Here is a 17,664-nt window from a genome sequence, read left to right on the forward strand (position 1 = left end):
GTAAAATTAAAACGATCCTTCATCAGGGCGGTTGTCCTGATCCTCTCTCTTTTGTTTTTTTGCACCCGTAAATGTTGTTTTTCCAAAACGGTAAGAGAAGGTTAAGTTACCCATTGTTCCCTGAAACTGACGCTCAAAATCAACAATGGTTGCTTTATCTTCGGTAGTCATGCTCCACCTTCTGGTATTAAACACATCCCTTACATTGAAGCTTAACGAAGCCTTTTTGTTCGGAAAATCGTATTTGGCGCCACCATCTACTCCATACATCGCATTACGCTTACCTTGTGCCATTACTTCAGCGGCGCGGTAATCGCCACGGAGCTGTAACGAAAGGTTTTTAACTACGGTTAAGTTCGCGGTAAGGTTCGCGTTCCAGCTAAAGCCACTGCTCGAAGGGATATCAAATCTGGCATCGCCAGCAAACTTAGCTTGGTAAAGGTTAACGTTAGTAGTAAAATTTAAGGCTTTAATTAAGTCGAAGCGACCGATTAACTCCACCCCGCTGTTAATCTGGTGCGATAAGTTTTGTGGCGTTGAAGTAATAATGCCGTTAACCGGTGTACTTCTCACCCTTTGGATCACATCATTGGTTTGACGGAAATACAGGCTTGAAGTTAAAGTTACTTTTTTCCAGAATTTGCTATAGCCCAGCTCAAATGAATGTACATCTTCAGGTATTAAATTAGGGTTGCCACCTCTGTAATTTAATGGATCAGAAACATCTAAAAACGGGTTGGTATCCCATGGGCGCGGGCGGTTTACACGGCGCGTATAGCTTAACTGAAGCTGGTTTTCGCCTTTTAGCTTTTGTGTTAAGAAAACACTTGGGTATATTCTTTTGTAATGGATGTTACCTTCGCTGGTGGTTAATACATCGTTGGTATAACCTTCCAGGTGTGTGTCTAAGCGTGCATCTTCGCCCCTTAAACCTATCTGGTAACCAAAATCCTTAATCTGGTTCTGGTAGTTAAAATAAAGCGCATGTACCTGGTCTTTGCTGTCGAAACCATTAATCAATTTATTGTTGCGTATAAAAACATTGGTGCTGGTTGGGATCGAATCGGCGTATTGATCGTTGTTGCCTAAACGGATCTGGCTGCGGTAACCTACCTCAATTTTGCCTGCCTTACCAACTGGCAAAGCATAATCGGTTTGGATATTGTAATTGGTGTTATTACCGGTATTGAATACACGTTGCAAGCTTAACGTTTCGTTAATAGGCGTGCCGTTGCGGTTTGTAGTGGTAGTACTGTAGTTCTGGTCGTTGTTATTGGTACCGTACGAATAGCCAAAATTAAAGCTCAGCTCTTCTTTCGGTTTTTTAAACTTCTGCACAAAATCCAGGTTGGCATCGTAGCTGTTGCCATAACCATCAGTAGTGTTGGTTCTGTTACTCAATAAAACCGGAGCTTGCGAAATGTTTAATTGCCTGATATCGAGCACCTCGTTCCGGTCGTTTGCCCTGGAGTTAAAACCTCCTGATAAACTGATTACACTTTTTGGTGCCACGTAGTAATCAATACCCGCTTTTGCATTGTGGCCTTTATCTAACGATTTTGAAACGGTATTTTGACTTGCAAAACGCGTTGTAGCTGCTTCTGATTTGTAGGTAATATCTTGAAAACCACCACCAACACGGTTGCCATAGCGGTAGCTGTAGTTACCATAAATGTTTACTTTACTGTTTTGGAAACTTAAATTGGTATTGGCATTGTAGTTATCGCGGTTGCCGGCAGTTGCTGCAACCGAGCCGTTAAAGCCCAGTCTGGTATTTTTCTTTAGTACAATGTTAATGATACCTGATTGGCCCTCGGCATCGTATTTGGCCGATGGATTGGTAATTACTTCAACACTTTCAATTGAACTTGCGGGAATAGAAGCTAAAATCTGCGCCACATTACCACCGGCAATTAAAGAAGGTTTACCATCAATTAAAACTTTAACCCCGGTCGATCCGCGTAAGCTCACGTTACCATCCATATCGGTTGAAACTGAAGGTACGTTTTGCAATAAATCGCCGGCCGAACCACCTTCACTTACCAAACTCTGGTCTACTGAAAATATTTTCTTGTCAATTCCCATTTGCATGGCCGCTTTTTGACCGGTTACTGTAACCTCGCTCAGTACATTGCCTTTGGCAGCATTCATTTTAATTTCGCCGAAATTTAATGTACCTGTGGTGGCTGTAATGGCTACGTTATCGCGAACCATGGTTTGGTAGCCCACAAAGCTTATTTTAAAGGTGAAGTTTCCTTTAGGAATATCGGCCATTACAAATGCACCATTTACATCTGTTTGGGCTATTTTGGCATTTTTACCTGTCGATTTATCAATTAGAACTGCTGTTGCAAATGGAATGGTTTCTTGTGTTTTGGCATCTTTAAGTAACCCTGTAATTTTTGGTTTTCCGCCGGTTTGGGCAAAAAGATTAAATGTTAGGGTTAAAAGTAATAGGGTAATTTGTATTGTTCTCGAATGTAAGAGTCTCATTAAAAGTTAGTGTTTGTCGTGTATTTTTATAAAGGGAGACAAAGTAACGGCAAGGAAGTTTAATTATGGAGCCGTAACCATTTTATTACAGGCATTTTACAGTAATATTTTTGTTGGTTATTATTCGGTTTACAGTTAGCAATTGGCAGTTTTCAGTTTCGTGGAAAACAATGATGGAATAATACAATTGAACGATCTTCAAAATGTTACTTTTGTTCATCACATTGAGCATAAAAAACAGATGAAAAAGATACTAATTGTTGATGACCTGCACCCTGCATTTAAAGAGCAGGCTATTGCTATGGGGTATGAGGTTGATGATGAACCACAGATTACGCGTCAACAGACACTAGATAAAATAAAAGATTATACTGGTATTGCAGTTAGGACGAAATTTAGGATAGATGCCGAAATTTTTGCTGCTGCACCCAATTTAAAATTTGTAGCCAGGGCAGGAGCCGGTTTGGATAATATTGATGATAAAATCGCTTTCGAAAGAAATATCGAACTGATTAATGCGCCCGAAGGGAATTGCGATGCAGTAGGTGAACATGCTACAGGTTTGCTGCTCTCACTGATGAATAATTTCCGCAGGGCTGATATAGAAATTAGAAATGGCCAGTGGGACCGCGAAGGAAACCGGGGTTATGAACTGAAAGGCAAGAAGGTTGGCATTATTGGTTATGGTTTTATGGGGCAGAGCTTTGCTAAAAAACTTGCCGGTTTTGAGGTCGATGTAATGGCTTACGATAAATATAAAACAGGCTTTAGCGATGCCTTTGCCCGCGAGGTAAGCATGGAAGAAATTGTGAAACACAGTGATGTATTGAGCCTGCATATTCCGTTAACTGCCGAAACTAAACTAATGGTAGATGATGAATATTTCTTCCACTTTAAAAAGCCGATCTTCTTTATCAATACTGCCCGTGGCGAAATTGTAAAAATCGATGCTGTTTTAAATGCCATTAAAGCCGGTAAAATATTAGGCGCTGGCTTGGATGTATTGCAAACAGAGAAATTTCCGGCCCTGGGCGAACAGCCCTGGTATAATGAGTTAAAGCAGAACGATCAGGTAATTTTAACACCACACGTAGGCGGCTGGACATTCGATTCTTACCGTAAAATATCTGAAGTGCTGGCTGAGAAATTAAGCGGACTTACTTTTTAAAACCTGTAAAGTCTGTAATCCAATAACCGGAAGCATTATAAATTAACCTCGTAGCAAAAAACAGTTTATATTTTTTGCCTCAATTCAATCATAATGTTTAAATTGAGTTACAAAATCTAACTAAATTTATCATGCCGAAAGATCACTTATATTCAACTACAGTAACCTGGACGGGCAATAAAGGCTCCGGTACAATGGATTATCGCTCTTACGATCGCGATTATGTTATTTCAATAAAAGGTAAAGCTGATATTTCAGGTTCTTCAGATTCGGCCTTTTTGGGCGATAAATCTAAGTACAATCCCGAAGACTTATTACTGGCTTCAATATCGAGCTGCCACATGCTGTGGTATTTGCACCTTTGCTCAAAGAACGAAATTGTGGTAATCGATTATAAAGATGAAGCGGTAGGTACAATGGAAGAATCAGCAGATGGAAGTGGCAGGTTTAGGGAAGTTACCTTGCACCCGCAGGTTCTAATTGCCGATAAGGCACATTACGAACTGGCAGAAGCACTGCATAAAGAAGCCAATAAAATGTGTTTTATAGCCAATTCACTTAATTTTCCGGTGAAACACGAGGCTAGCTGCAAGGCAGAAAACGCTTAGAAGTTTTCAGTTGGCAGTTTACAGTTCGCTTTATGATGAATAATCGTCCTCGTTTGTAAGGAGGATGGGATGAGGATGGCGATTTTATCGCTCTAATCAGATATACACGCATTAAAAATGCGGATCTCGATAATCCCCGTTACAAACGGGGATTATTGTTAGATAAGTTTTCAGTTGGCAGTTATCCATAATCGCCAACTGAAAACTGTTAACTATTTAGTTGGCCAGGTATTATCAGCTGGAGTTGCATCTACGTAAATGCCATTATCCAATTTAACCGATTTTATCTTTTTAGCTGCATTAACCGTTACACTAACTTCTTTCTGGTTTGCTTTCCAAACGGCAGGCGTTTTATGGATGGTATCTGTTTTGCCATCGGTATAAGTAACCACAACATCAAATGGAATGGCAAAACCACCAACATTTTTCACTGTTATTGTTGCTTTGCCTGCAGCCGGACTAACTTTGGTAATCGCTAAATCGAGGTAGTTATTGGTGAAGAACCAGTTTTGGAAAAACCAGTTCAGGTTTTGCCCCGAGCCTGCATTCATCGAGTTGAAATAATCCCACGGAATAGGATGTTTACCATTCCAGTTGCTCATATAAGTATGTAACGCTTTTTTAAACAGTTCATCGCCCAGCATATCTTTCAGCGCCAGATAAGATAAAGATGCTTTACCGTAAGAGTTATTGCCGTAGCCTGCACCCGAAACCTGGTCAGACATCGAAATTACCGGTTGATCTTCTTCGGTAGATTTATCGTTAATGTATTTATCAACCCTGAAATTTTTGTAAAACTTATCGGCAGCTTCTTTGCCATGTTCGGCAATGCCAATCAGGTATTCGAAAGTGGTAGCCCAGCCTTCGTCCATGTAAGCGTAACGGGTTTCATTAATACCCATGTAAAAGGGGAAGTAAGTGTGTGCCACCTCATGGTCTTGCACCAGTTGCGCAAAAACAGGATCGCCAAATTGAGAATCGTTTACCATCATCGGGTATTCCATGTCGGCAAAACCTTGAAAAGCAATGGTTTTTACATAAGGATAAGGAATACCCGGCCAGTTGTTCGAAAACCAATCTAAAGCGTTCAAATTGTATTTAACCGAGTTTACAAAATCGGTACCGGTGGTTGGGTTATAAGCAGCTTGTGCACTAGCTCTACGGTTGGTCTTTTTATCTACAATTATGCTGGCACCATCCCATACGTAATGGTTGCTCAGGGCAAAAGTAACATCGGTAATGTGTTTTACTGCAAATTTCCAGGTATTCCAATCCTTTTGCGCGGTAACCTTCCTGTCTTTCATTTCCTGTTCGGTTGCAATGTGGATTACATCGTCGCCATTGTACGATTTTTTTAAACGTGCCGAAATTTCGGGTTGTAGTACCTCATCAGGGTTTAAGAAATCGCCGGTAGCATAAACCACATAGTTTTTAGGGGCTTTGATCGAGAATTCGTAATCGTTAAAATCGTTGTAAAACTCGGCCCTGTCGGTATGCGGAATGCGGTCCCAACCGTTATAATCGTCAAAAACCGAAATGCGGGGATAACTATAGGCTACAAAAAAAGAATTGGGATCGATCTGACCTTCTCTGCCACTTTCTTTCGAGAGGGGGTAATCCCATGTTATTTTAACAGTAATTTTTGATTTGGGTAGTAAAGGCTTTTTCAATTTTACATTGCCAACAGTTCCCCAGTCTTTGCTATTAACGGCATAGGTTTCGCCATCAACCGAAAAAGCGGAAATGTTTAACCCCGAGCTTAAAAAATCTTCGCTCACGGCACCGCCTCTTGGCGAAGTGGGTTTGTGCAGGTTATTTACAAAGCGGATGGCCAGGTTTCTTAACGTATCGGTACTGTTGTTGCTGTACAAAATTTCTTCCTGGCCACTAACTACCTTCGTTTCTGCATCTACCTTAATATCCATGTTGTATTTGCCATGGTTTTGCCAGTAATTGGGCCCTGGTTTTCCGCTGGCAGCACGTGTACCTTTTGCATAGGCTTCTTTAATATTCCGTGGCATATAAAGCTCTTGCGAAGAAGCTGCATAGCCGCCCAAGCCGATAAGCAGGGCTATAGAAAATAATTTTTTCATTTTTTACGAATAATTTTAAGCTAAAAATAAGACTAATGATTGAATTTTGAAGGAGTGTATGATTGAATTTCGAATGAATGTATGATTGGATGTTACTTTTCTGTTGGGAATTACACATCATATAAATTGGTTTATGCAAAAAAGATCCCTTGAAATCTAAAAATCAGTTAAATCTTAATCTTTTATTTGCTTTTGTAATTTCCACATTTTATCTTCGTTATAATTGAAGCAAGACTATGTAGCAAACCAACTATGTAGTCTTGTTTGTTTTTTATAGCGTTTGAATAAAAATTAATAGAGCAATGACAGAGGTAACATATTATACCCAAGAGGGGTTGGATAAATTGAAAGAAGAAGTACATTATCTAACTACAACCGGTCGTCAGCTTATATCTAAAGCAATTGCAGAAGCAAGGGATAAAGGTGATTTATCGGAGAATGCAGAGTACGATGCTGCCAAAGAGGCGCAGGGATTGCATGAAGCAAAAATATCGAAATTAAAGAATACGCTGGCAAATGCACGTTTAATTGATGAGTCGAAATTAGATTTGTCAAAAGTACTTGCCTTGTCGATCGTTAAAATAAAAAATGTTAAAAACGGCGCTACCATGACTTATCAGTTAGTGGCCGAGAGCGAGGCAGATTTAAAAACAGGAAAAATTTCTGTTAAATCGCCTATTGCGCAGGGTTTACTAGGTAAATCGGTTGGCGAATTTGCCGAAATTGAAGTGCCTGCAGGTAAAATGCAGTTCGAAGTGCTTGAAATCTCGAGATAAGTATATGGCGTATGGGGATAGGTGGGCAAACCGCTTCGCGCCATACGCTTAACGCTAACCTTTAACCCCTACACCTTATGACCATCTTTTCAAAAATCGTTGCAGGCGAAATCAGCGCACATGTTGTGGCCGAAACTGTAGAATATTTAGCTTTTTTAGATGTTTCGCCATTAACTGCAGGCCATGTATTGGTCATCCCTAAAATTGAGGTCGATTATATTTTCGATATGGATGAAGACCTGTATGTAGGGCTGTGGATGTTTGCCAAAATTGTTGCTAAGGGCGTAAAGATTGCCTTCCCTTGTAAAAAGGTTGGCGTTTCGGTAATTGGACTCGAAGTTCCTCACGCACATATTCATTTAATACCCATGAACAATGTTAGCGATATGAACTTCAGCAAAGAAAAACTGAGCCCAACAACAGAAGAACTGGCTGAGGCTGCTGAAAAAATTAAACAAGCTTTATTACAGGCATAAAAATAAAAAAGGTCGGCTGCGACAACGCCAGCCGACCATTCTACCTGCCTAACCCCAAATATTTTAAGGTGCCGGAGCAACTGTGGTTGTGGTAAACACATATGGCCAAACAGAACCCGGGGCAGCCGTTCCAGGTACTGTAATCCCTTTATTATCCCTCTTTTTGCATCAGATGCAAAATAATACAATGGCCAGCCTTTATAAGTAAGTTGTTTTTTGCCGATTGCAGCTACAGTAATTACACCCAGATCGGTTTTTGCAATAACTGAGGGTGCAATAAGTACTTCAGATTGGTAAACCGGCCATATTCCTTCCTGAGTAGTACCTTTCGTATAATTGTTAACGCCATTTTTATCCGGGGCAAAGGCATAAAGTGTTCTGCCAAATGCATCAGTAAAATATTTAGTGTTACCGGTTCCTTCTACATAGGCATTGGTGTAGCTTTTGCCGTTAGCGCCAATCAGTTGTGCATTGGCTATCATTAACGAATAATCGGGTTTGGCCACAAACCAGATTCCGCCAACACCATCACCTTTTATTTCTCCTGCAGCTGCATCGCTGGCGTAGTAATACAAGGGATATCCGCGATAAGTGCTTTGCTTGCGGCCATCAGCACGGGTAACTTCGCCAACGTCGGCCTTGTTTAAATTAAGGTCGGTGCTTGCATCTGCCGAGTAGTACAAGGGCCAGGTTGTTTCGCAACCACCACTGCAGGTTGGCGTGCCCGCAACATCAGAAGCAAAAAAGTAAAGTGTTTTCCCGTCTTTATCTGTTAGTACCGCTCCGAATGTGGTACTGGTTGCCAGCTGTATGCCTTTTTTCTGTGGAACAGGTTCGGGAGTTGGTTCTTCGGCGCTGTTCTTTTTACAGGCCGTAATTACCAGGGCCATACATGTTAAGGCCAGCAGGTTTCTTTTTAAGTAGATTAGCATAAGATTTCGTTTTTAGTTTTAACTTTAATAAAATAATATGCTGCTATTACGCCGTGCCTTTGTAAATAGTTGCTTCTACCAACAAGATTTTTTGCTAAAACAGAAGAAATAAGAATAATTTCAAAAAAAAAATTTTTCGGGCAACCTTTTGTAAACTTATACCGTAATGTGTTTTGAAAGGAGAACATGTGACCGCTAGTAGCGATACCGAACATACGATACAAAAGCATATTCAGGGCTGTGTTAGAAATGATAGAGATAGTCAGAAAGCACTATATAAACATTTCTATAGCTTTGCTATGGGGATTTGTTTGCGTTACACCAACGATCGCCTGGATGCTGCCGGAATACTGAACGATGGCTTTTTTAAAGCTTTTAAAAATATTTCAAAATACGAAACGTCGAAAGCGTTTATGCCTTGGCTTGGGCGGATTATAACCAATACCGCTATAGATTTTTACCGTGCCAATTTAAAATTTGCCGATCATGTAGATATTCAGGAGCACGAAAATATTGTGCAGGTAAGTTCTGTGTACGATAAACTGGCTTATCACGATTTGCTGGCTTTGGTACAGAATTTAAGTCCGGCTTACCGAACCGTTTTTAACCTTTTTGCTATAGATGGTTATAGCCATGAAGAAATTGCCGAAATGTTAAATATATCGGTAGGAACATCGAAGTCGAACCTGTTTAAGGCCCGGCAAAAATTACAGGAAACGTTAAAAGCTACCGAAGCGAAAACTTACCAGGTAAGAAATTCGGAAGTAGATAGAAACCTTTTACAGGTGAAGTTAAACACAAATATGCAATGAAAGAGGGAAAAGATATAGATAAATTATTTAAGGATGGATTGGGAAACCCCGATCTGCCTTTTAATGATTTAGATTGGGATAATCTGGAGGAAAGATTGCATCCAAAACCAAAGCGGAGGGTGGTACCTGTGGTTTGGCTTGCTGCTGTAGCAGGAATTGCAGCCATGTTATTGATTGTGTTTTTATTAGTGAAACCATTAGACAATCAGCCTGATGCGAATAAAGTGGTGAAAACCGATAAAGGGGAAAAAAATAATCCTAAACCAGAAAATAATGCGAGTAAGGCTACCGAAACACCTTTAAAGCAAAATGATGGGATGGTAAATAAAGATTCGGCTGTGGTAACCACGAATGAAGCCGGAAGAAGTCATTTAGTAGAAAAAAATATATTAACTGATACAGATGCACCAAAATTAGCTTTTGTGGAGCCTGCTAATACCAACCTGTTGGCCAATAAGGTTTATCAGCCAGCGCTTAGCACTGCAATTGATCCGGTAACTTTTAAAGATCAAAACCTGATTGCCAGTGTAGCAATAGGTAAACCACAGCCCTTTAAGGAGCCTGTTTTGAAGAAAAAACCGCGATTGGTGCTGAGTATTTTAGCGGCGCCTGATTTAACCAGCGTTCAAAAATCGGGTACGAGTAATTTGAGTGGCGGTTTTGGGGTAGAGGCTACTTATATTTTAAGCAAAAAGCTCAGCGTAACCACAGGGGCTACCTATGCCAAGAAAATTTACGATTCGGACTTTAGCTTGTATAGACCCAATACCAATTACGTTTTTAAAATTATACCATCAAATATCCATGCCAATTGCGATGTGATTGATATTCCGTTAAATGTTAACTATAAAGTTTTTGGCAACAGCCGCAATGCCATATCGGTAAGTACAGGGCTTTCGAGTTACCTCATGTTAAAAGAGAAATACAGCTATAGCTACGATGGTGCTTACCAGGGACCTCAAGAATATGAGGTAAGAGGTCGTAATCAGCATTATTTGGGTATTGCCAACATTGGTGTAGAGTTTCAACACAAAATCAACAACAATTTAAGCATCAGCGCAAAACCTTTCATGAAAATCCCATTAACCGATATCGGTTATGGCAATTCGAGGTTATCATCAACCGGCGTAGCAGTTTCGGTAAATATGAATTTATTCGGAAAAGGGAACTAAGCCTGGTTTATCTTTTTTGCTCGGGTAGGGGCACAAAGCCAGTTTCGCCTGGTACAGGTTTAAAACTTTGCTCCAGCCATTTTTGCTTTGCCTTTTCTATCAGTTCTTTATCCGATGCCACGAAATTCCAGTAAATAAAACGTTCTTCGGGGAAAGGCTCGCCACCAAAAATGTAAACCGTTGTGTTTTCGTGCATGGTAAACTCGCAGAGTTTGGCATCGTTGGCAATTAAAATCTGCCTCGGCTCAAAAATGTGGCCATCGCTTTCTATAGCGCCTTCTAAAATGTAAAGGGCACTTTCGCCAAAAAGATAATCGCCAATGTTTACCTTTTTACGGCTTGTGCTTTTTAATTCAAGGAAATACAGCGGACTGTAAACCGGAACCGGCGATTTACGACCAAAAGCCTCACCGGCAATTAACTTCACAGCAATACCATCTTGTTCCCATGCCGGGATATCGTTTTCTTCCACGTGGAAAAACTCCGGATCCATCTGTTCCAGGTCTTTTGGTAATGCCACCCAAATTTGCAAGCCATGCAACATTTTATCGGTATGGCGCAAATATTCTGGTGTCCGTTCCGAGTGTACAATACCACTTCCTGAAGTCATCCAGTTTACCTGACCAGGTTTAATTATCACGTCAGAACCCAAACTATCTTTGTGGGTAATTTCGCCTTCAAACAAAAATGTGAGGGTAGAAAGACCAATGTGTGGGTGTGGAGGAACATCGAGGTTTTCATGGTCGCTCATTGCCGCAGGGCCCATGTGGTCGATAAAGGAAAATGGACCAACCATTCTCTTCTCTCTGAAAGGCAGTAATCTGCCAACCATAAAATTCCCAATATTGGCCGGGCGTTCTTCGATAATAAGTTTAATGTTCGACATGATGATGCTGGTTTTTGATGAGGTGAATTTACTGAAAAACAGTGAAAGTTGGAGGATAATTAGACCTGTCTCGTATTAGTCGAATTCATTTTATTGCACTGATTAATGAATGATGCTTAAATAACGTCATTGATAGCGCAACATCTTTAAAAGATTAAATCCCATCCCCTTAAATGCCCTTAGGCGTCTAAGGTGGTGAACATGTTCATCATTAAGATTAAGGCCATTAAGAGATAAAGCTACAATGATTAGTAACAGCCCATTCGATGTCGTCATTGCGAGGTACGAAGCGATCTTACTCTGATGGCTGGGAAAAAGCATCGATTCAATCTCAACTAGCGATCGTTGTTAGATAGCCTGTCTGCTGAAGGCAGGCTTTGTCGTTCCTCCTCGCAATGACGATTTTCTATTGGGGCTGTCATCCTAAGCCGGTCGAAGGATCTTCCGCATCATCTCTTATACCCAATGCCAAGGTGAAGCGGTTAAGCGTATACCTGCTCCACCATTCCCATACCTTTTATCCGGCCAACCTTAACCCACCAACCGAAAGCGTGCTAAACCTGTGGTATAGGCAAGAGCCAGCAGTACTTAATTTTTACCGGCGTATAAGCGAAGCAATCCTCTACATGGGACGAAGCAGTACACAGGTAAGCCTGGCTAAAAGGTGGCCTTAACGTGGAGTAAATGTGGAGTAAATGTGGAATAAAGGAGGGGAGGTGTGATGTTTTTGGGTTTTTAAATTAACAAGTTGAAAAATTGGGTCATCGTCCCTTTGTATAAACCAATATAGAAAAATTATGGCTATCCAAAATGGAATTATTAAAATTGATGGGTAACTAAGACCATAGCATTAAAACAAAAGCACCCCTTTCGAGGTGCTTTTTAAACTTAAAAAGAAAAAATAAAGATTGTTATACCAATTGCATCAAGGCTTCTTTGCTAAAGCCTTTCAGCTCTTCGGTGCGGTTGTTTTTAATTTTCTCAACCCAATTCGGATCGGCTAAAAGCGGGCGGCCAACGGCTACCAGGTCAAAATCGCCCCGATCCATCCGGCGTACCAATTCATCTAAAGAACTGGGTTGTGAGCTTTGGCCTGCAAATGCGCCAAAGAAATCGCCATCTAAACCAACCGAACCAACTGAAATAGTTGCTTTACCGGTTAATTTTTTAGCCCAGCCCGCGAAGTTAAGGTCAGAACCTTCAAATTCGGGCTCCCAGAAACGGCGCTGCGAACAGTGAAAAATATCGATGCCGGCATCAGCCAAAGGCGTTAACCATTGCTCCATTTCCTGCTCGTTTTTGGCCAGTTTAAAATCGTATGCAGCAGGTTTAAATTGCGATAAACGAATAATTACAGCAAAATCTTCGCCTACTCTTTTGCGTACTTCTTTAATTACTTCTACACCAAAACGGGTACGTTCGGCTAAGGTTTTACCACCGTAAATGTCGGTACGGTTATTTGTGCCGTCCCAAAAAAACTGGTCGATTAAATATTGGTGGGCACCATGTATTTCAACGGTATCAAAACCAATAGCTTTCGCATCGGCAGCAGCCTGTCCGAAAGCGGCAATCGTATCGGCAATGGCAGCGTCCGTCATTGGTACTCCGTTTTCGAATCCCGGACTGTTAAAAGATGACGGGCCTTCAAATGGAGCACTTGGTAGCCAGCCAGAAGCATGATTTGCATGAATACCCTGGTGCCAGATTTGTGGACCCATTTGTCCGCCTGCACCATGTACACTTTTAATTACATTTTCCCATCCGGCAAGAGCTTCGGTTCCATAAAAATGAGGAATATTTGGATCTGCAGACGAAGAGGGCCTGTTAATTACCGTTCCTTCTGATAGAATTAAACCTACTTCGCCAGCTGCTCTTTTGGTATAATAAGTAGCTACATCAGCTGTGGGTACGCCGTCAGGAGAAAATGAGCGGGTCATAGGAGCCATTACGATCCTGTTTTTAGTATTTAATGTTTTAAGGCTAAATGGCCTGAATAAACTATCTGTGTTCATGTATTGTAGATTATAATTCTGAATTGATGATTTGACTTAACTTCTCTATACCTTCCTTATTGCGCTTGTAATATGTCCATTGCCCAACACGGGTGGCACATACCAAATCGGCACGTTGTAAAATAGAAAGGTATTCGGAAATGGTACTTTGAGATAAGCCTGCCTTATATTGAATTTGCCCTACACAAACACCAACATTTTCGAAATCGGCGTTAGGCTGTTCGGGGAAATTTTTCTCGGGCTCTTTAAGCCAGTTTAAAATTTGTAAACGGGTTTTATTAGAAAGTGCTTTAAATATCTCTACCTGATCCATGACGCAAATGTATATCGACTTTTCCCGATATGCCAATTAAAAGAATGAAATTTACAATTGTATGTTTGATTCAGGGTTTTTTAACCGCAAAGTGCGCAGAGCAGGGAGAAAACAATGCAATTCCTTTTTGCACCAAATTTTCGGTCTTCCGACTCCTGACCTCCGACTATACCAGTCGAAATTGTGGTAAAAAAAGAACGGGGATAAATCATACCGACCTATCCCCGTCATCTAAATTAACGCTCTCATATATATAAACAACCAAAAGGGCGATTTATTATATAACACTTAAAATATTTTTATTTTTTTGCTACGGGCTTTTTTGCTGCTGCTTTTGGTTTCTTGGTTTCTTCCTCAGTTTCTTTTGCCGGGGTAGCTTTTTTCGCAGCTGGTGCCTTAGCTTTTTTAGGTGCTGCTTTTTCGCTTTCTGTAGCAGTTTCTTTCTTTTTAGCTGGCGCTTTAGCTTTTTTAACTTCAGCAACCGGCTCAGCAACAATTTCTTCTTTTACTTCAGCCGCTTTAGGTGCTGCTGTATTTTGTAAATAAATTGCCAGTAGCTGTTTTAAATAAACATCTGGTTTGGGCATGTTAATTACGGTACCCGGTTCTTTATCCTGCGCTTGTTTGGTATAGGCCGATTTAATTTTGCCCCAATCTTTTGAGTAAAGTTTGATGAACATTTCTAAAAACTGTTCATCTGTATATTTTTTAGGCAACCTCCCCAGCACTGCCTGAATTTTTTCTTCTTTTCTATGTAATATCGCCATCGATTTTATTTTCTGCAAAGATAGCCGAATTTTATCATATTCAGGTTTTTGCTTTTTTAGGTCCAAAAGGGTTCAGCTGAACGAGGCTTAGGCGCTTTTCTCTTCCAGGCTTGTTTCTTTCCTTCTGTTTTTTACCAAACGTTCGCGGTGCTGCATTCCCCATTCCCTCAGTTCGTTAATTACACTATCGAGGGTTCCGCTGTACTCGGTCAACTCGTAGGTTACCGTTACAGGCGTGGTGTGGAACACTTTCCTGATCACAAACTCATTCAATTCGAGTTCTTTTAGTTCTTTGGAGAGGATTTTTGGCGTAATTTCTCCCAACGATTTCTGAATTTCGTTAAAACGGAGTGGCCGGTCCTGCAAACTCAAAATCAAAGGGAGTTTCCATTTACCGTTCAATACATACAGTGCATCTTTAATGGCGTTCATGCTGGCGGTGCATGCAGATTTATCGTGGTGTTTATCTTTTGGTCCCATAGGGCAAAGTTACACGCTTTCCTAAATGATACCACTATCCTTTGGGAAAGTAGTATCTTTTTGATAGCAAAAGTAGCTAGGTTTGCCTCAAAAAAGATGATGAACACAAAAGCAATTCAGATTACGTATTGGATATCAACAGCATTGGTTTCGTTGATGATGGTTTTTTCGGCTTATTCCTATTTTGCCAACCCAGAGGTTAAGCAGGGTTTTCAGCATGTGGGTTTTCCCGATTATTTTAGGGTAGAATTAGGGATTGCGAAGTTGCTGGGTGCAATTGTTTTGCTGGTACCTATTAAAGGTTTGATTAAAGAATGGGCTTATGCCGGTTTTACAATTGTATTTGTTTCGGCCTGTATTGCGCATCTGGCCTCGGGCGATACCATTGGCCATGCCAGTGCACCACTGATCTTTTTAGCCGTTTTGGCAGTATCCTACTTTACCTATCATAAAAGTAAAAAAGCGAATTAGCCGCATTTATTGGCTTAAGCGGTTTCATTTATGCTTTGCGTTGAAACTGCTTAAGTTCATCTATTAAAACGGTTTAGTTTGCATTGCAACAAATTAATGATGAAATATAAACTCCCGGGTTTTTATTTTATTTTGGGTTTGATATGAAAATCTATACTAAATATTCGGCCCTTGCTTTATTTGCTTCGATGGCTTTTTTTACTGCATTTAAGGATGACGGTAAAGCGCCGGAAAAGACGCTTAAGGCAGACGAAAGGCCCAACATCATTGTAATTCTGGCCGATGATTTGGGTTTCTCGGATATTGGCTGTTATGGTGGCGAAATTAAAACACCAAATATCGATTACCTGGCCGCTCAGGGCGTTCGTTTCAGAAATTTCTATAATACTTCGCGTTGTTGCCCCACACGGGCGGCCTTATTAACCGGGCTTTACAACCACAACGCTGGCATAGGCGAAATGACCCAGGACCGTAATATTGAAGGCTATCGCGGTGCCATAACCAAAAATACAGTTACCCTTGCCGAGGTTTTAAGGGATGCAGGTTACCGCACGGCTATGTCGGGCAAATGGCACGTTGCTAACACCGTTGAGCAACCCACGCCTCAGGCGCAACAAGATTGGTTGAACCATAAAACCAGTTTCCCGCTGTTTTCGCCAATTGATCAATACCCTACCAACAGGGGTTTCGAAAAGTTTTTTGGTACACTTTGGGGCGTAGTCGATTTTTTTGACCCTTTTAGCCTGGTAAGTGGTACCACCCCGATAACAACAGTACCCAAAGATTATTACCATACCGACGCGATTAACGATACGGCATCTACCTACATCCGCGAATTTAGTAAAGGCGATAAGCCATTTTTCCTGTATGTAGCCGAAAATGCACCGCATTGGCCATTACAGGCAAAGCCCGAAGATATTGCCAAATATAAAGATACCTATAAAGTGGGCTGGGATGCCATCCGTGCAGCCCGGTATAAAAGAATGGTAGCCATGGGATTAATTGATCCTAAAACGGCACCACTTTCGCCAAGAAAAAGTAACGATAACTGGGAAAATAACCCTACCAAACAATTTGATGAAATGGCCATGGCAGTACATGCAGCCATGATCGACAGGATGGATCAGGGGATTGGCAGGATTATTAAAACTTTAAAGGAAACCAACCGGCTAGACAATACGCTGATTGTGTTTTTAAGTGATAATGGGGCAAGTCCGGAAGATGCCATGCGTTATGGCCCCGGTTTCGATCGCCCAAGCCAAACCCGCTCTGGCGAAAAAATTGCTTATCCCATTTATAAAAAGGTAATGCCGGGTCCGCAAACCAGTTATACTTCTATCGGACCTATTTGGGCCAATGTGGCCAATACGCCCTATCAGTTGGCTAAGGCACAAGCTTACGAAGGTGGTGTACATACCCCAATGATTGCTTTCTGGCCTAAAGGTATTACGGCTAAAAAAGGCAGTTACAGCGATCAGGTTGGTCATGTAATGGATTTTATGCGCACGTTTACAGCGCTTGGAAAGGCAAAATACCCCACCCATTATAAGGGCAACACCATCAAGCCCATGCAGGGCGAAAGCTTGGTACCAGCATTAAAAGGGAAGCAGGCCGTGGGGCACGATATGTTGTTTAACGAACATTTTAATGCACGCTATGTACGCGCAGGAGATTGGAAGCTGGTTAACCTTGCCGGCGATTCGACCTGGCATTTGTACAACATTAAAAATGATAAAACTGAATTAAAAGATATGGCAGCTCAAAACCCCGATCGCGTAAAAGTATTGAATGACAAATGGCAGGCCTGGGCAAAAGAAAACCATGTGTCGCCAAAGAATTAGCCTTTAAGCTTTAACTTTAAATGGTTTACCGGGCTGAAAAGCGCTGACCCGAATTTACAGGCTTAGTCTTTCCAGCCTTTTTTCATTTTCTTATAAGCTTTTTTGCTGATTTTAGATTTCTTTTTAGATCTCGATTTCCCTTTCTTTTTTCGAGCATTAATGTTGTTCACTAACGAATTTTTAACGCCGAGCTTATTTTTCTTAGCCTTCTTTTTTGCCTTTTTCTTTGCTTTTGCCATCTCCTATTCTAATTGCTGTGTTTGTTTAACATCAAATCAGAAAGAAAAGTTCCGATAAAATATATTGAGCTTTTTAACAAAGTAAGTTGAGCTGTATAGCAAAGCGCTGCGGCTATAATCGCTAT

At 41.0% G+C, this 17,664-nt stretch carries 16 protein-coding genes and 1 pseudogene; 8 read left to right on the forward strand and 9 right to left on the reverse strand.

Annotated elements, in window-relative coordinates; all coding sequences use genetic code 11:
• Positions 1 to 6: 6 nt before the first annotated feature.
• The gene (locus tag G7074_RS11315) at positions 7 to 2,493 is read right to left on the reverse strand and encodes an outer membrane beta-barrel family protein (protein WP_166208435.1); all 2,487 of its coding nucleotides are present in this window, start codon (positions 2,491 to 2,493) and stop codon (positions 7 to 9) included.
• A 241-nt stretch (positions 2,494 to 2,734) separates the two neighbouring features.
• Here G7074_RS11315 and G7074_RS11320 point away from each other — a divergent pair, with 241 nt between their 5' ends.
• Together G7074_RS11320 and G7074_RS11325 are read left to right on the forward strand one after the other, a co-directional pair.
• The gene (locus G7074_RS11320; RefSeq protein WP_124558084.1) at positions 2,735 to 3,661 is read left to right on the forward strand and encodes an NAD(P)-dependent oxidoreductase; all 927 of its coding nucleotides are present in this window, start codon (positions 2,735 to 2,737) and stop codon (positions 3,659 to 3,661) included.
• Positions 3,662 to 3,792: 131 nt separating this feature from the next.
• Entirely contained in the window at positions 3,793 to 4,269 is a 477-nt protein-coding gene (locus tag G7074_RS11325; protein WP_090769184.1) for an OsmC family protein, read from the forward strand.
• Positions 4,270 to 4,481: 212 nt separating this feature from the next.
• Here G7074_RS11325 and G7074_RS11330 read toward each other — a convergent pair whose 3' ends face one another.
• The gene (locus G7074_RS11330) at positions 4,482 to 6,362 is read right to left on the reverse strand and encodes a M1 family metallopeptidase (protein WP_166208437.1); all 1,881 of its coding nucleotides are present in this window, start codon (positions 6,360 to 6,362) and stop codon (positions 4,482 to 4,484) included.
• Between the two features lie 302 nt (positions 6,363 to 6,664).
• Between G7074_RS11330 and greA the strand changes: the two genes are divergently transcribed.
• Both greA and G7074_RS27175 read left to right on the forward strand, forming a co-directional pair.
• Positions 6,665 to 7,138 carry a transcription elongation factor GreA gene (greA, locus tag G7074_RS11335; RefSeq protein ID WP_047798983.1) on the forward strand — a complete coding sequence of 158 codons (474 nt, stop codon included), beginning with the start codon at positions 6,665 to 6,667 and terminating at the stop codon, positions 7,136 to 7,138.
• A 77-nt stretch (positions 7,139 to 7,215) separates the two neighbouring features.
• Complete coding sequence (locus tag G7074_RS27175) at positions 7,216 to 7,614, forward strand: HIT family protein (protein ID WP_124558082.1); 399 nt, start codon at positions 7,216 to 7,218, stop codon at positions 7,612 to 7,614.
• Positions 7,615 to 7,799: 185 nt separating this feature from the next.
• Here the strand turns inward: G7074_RS27175 and G7074_RS27590 are convergent.
• Positions 7,800 to 8,546: pseudogene (locus G7074_RS27590) on the reverse strand (hypothetical protein); the annotation flags it as partial.
• A gap of 173 nt (positions 8,547 to 8,719) precedes the next feature.
• Between G7074_RS27590 and G7074_RS11350 the strand changes: the two are divergent.
• Both G7074_RS11350 and G7074_RS11355 read left to right on the forward strand, forming a co-directional pair.
• Positions 8,720 to 9,358 carry an RNA polymerase sigma factor gene (locus G7074_RS11350; protein WP_233603758.1) on the forward strand — a complete coding sequence of 213 codons (639 nt, stop codon included), beginning with the start codon at positions 8,720 to 8,722 and terminating at the stop codon, positions 9,356 to 9,358.
• Positions 9,355 to 10,530 (forward strand): hypothetical protein, encoded by a 1,176-nt coding sequence (locus tag G7074_RS11355; RefSeq protein ID WP_166208439.1) that lies wholly within the window; start codon positions 9,355 to 9,357, stop codon positions 10,528 to 10,530. Before G7074_RS11350 ends, G7074_RS11355 begins: the two co-directional genes overlap by 4 nt.
• 7 nt (positions 10,531 to 10,537) lie before the next feature.
• Here G7074_RS11355 and G7074_RS11360 read toward each other — a convergent pair whose 3' ends face one another.
• The 5 genes from G7074_RS11360 to G7074_RS11380 form a co-directional block, all read right to left on the reverse strand.
• Positions 10,538 to 11,416 carry a pirin family protein gene (locus G7074_RS11360; RefSeq protein ID WP_124558079.1) on the reverse strand — a complete coding sequence of 293 codons (879 nt, stop codon included), beginning with the start codon at positions 11,414 to 11,416 and terminating at the stop codon, positions 10,538 to 10,540.
• A 911-nt stretch (positions 11,417 to 12,327) separates the two neighbouring features.
• Positions 12,328 to 13,428, reverse strand: a complete 1,101-nt coding sequence (locus tag G7074_RS11365) for an NADH:flavin oxidoreductase (protein WP_124558078.1) — start codon at positions 13,426 to 13,428, stop codon at positions 12,328 to 12,330.
• A gap of 10 nt (positions 13,429 to 13,438) precedes the next feature.
• Positions 13,439 to 13,741 carry a helix-turn-helix transcriptional regulator gene (locus G7074_RS11370; protein WP_124558077.1) on the reverse strand — a complete coding sequence of 101 codons (303 nt, stop codon included), beginning with the start codon at positions 13,739 to 13,741 and terminating at the stop codon, positions 13,439 to 13,441.
• 299 nt (positions 13,742 to 14,040) lie between these two features.
• Positions 14,041 to 14,526 carry a hypothetical protein gene (locus G7074_RS26575; protein ID WP_205944181.1) on the reverse strand — a complete coding sequence of 162 codons (486 nt, stop codon included), beginning with the start codon at positions 14,524 to 14,526 and terminating at the stop codon, positions 14,041 to 14,043.
• Positions 14,527 to 14,595: 69 nt separating this feature from the next.
• Positions 14,596 to 14,988, reverse strand: a complete 393-nt coding sequence (locus tag G7074_RS11380; protein ID WP_124558076.1) for a helix-turn-helix domain-containing protein — start codon at positions 14,986 to 14,988, stop codon at positions 14,596 to 14,598.
• Between the two features lie 96 nt (positions 14,989 to 15,084).
• On the opposite strand from G7074_RS11380, the gene G7074_RS11385 reads away from it, so the two are divergent.
• Both G7074_RS11385 and G7074_RS11390 read left to right on the forward strand, forming a co-directional pair.
• Entirely contained in the window at positions 15,085 to 15,459 is a 375-nt protein-coding gene (locus G7074_RS11385) for a DoxX family protein (RefSeq protein WP_240916523.1), read from the forward strand.
• Positions 15,460 to 15,602: 143 nt separating this feature from the next.
• On the forward strand, positions 15,603 to 17,300 hold the full coding sequence (locus G7074_RS11390; protein ID WP_166208442.1) for an arylsulfatase: 1,698 nt from the start codon (positions 15,603 to 15,605) through the stop codon (positions 17,298 to 17,300).
• 62 nt (positions 17,301 to 17,362) lie between these two features.
• Here G7074_RS11390 and G7074_RS11395 read toward each other — a convergent pair whose 3' ends face one another.
• On the reverse strand, positions 17,363 to 17,539 hold the full coding sequence (locus G7074_RS11395; protein WP_166208445.1) for a hypothetical protein: 177 nt from the start codon (positions 17,537 to 17,539) through the stop codon (positions 17,363 to 17,365).
• Positions 17,540 to 17,664: the final 125 nt, after the last annotated feature.

Source organism: Pedobacter sp. HDW13, assembly GCF_011303555.1.
Lineage (GTDB): Bacteria > Bacteroidota > Bacteroidia > Sphingobacteriales > Sphingobacteriaceae > Pedobacter.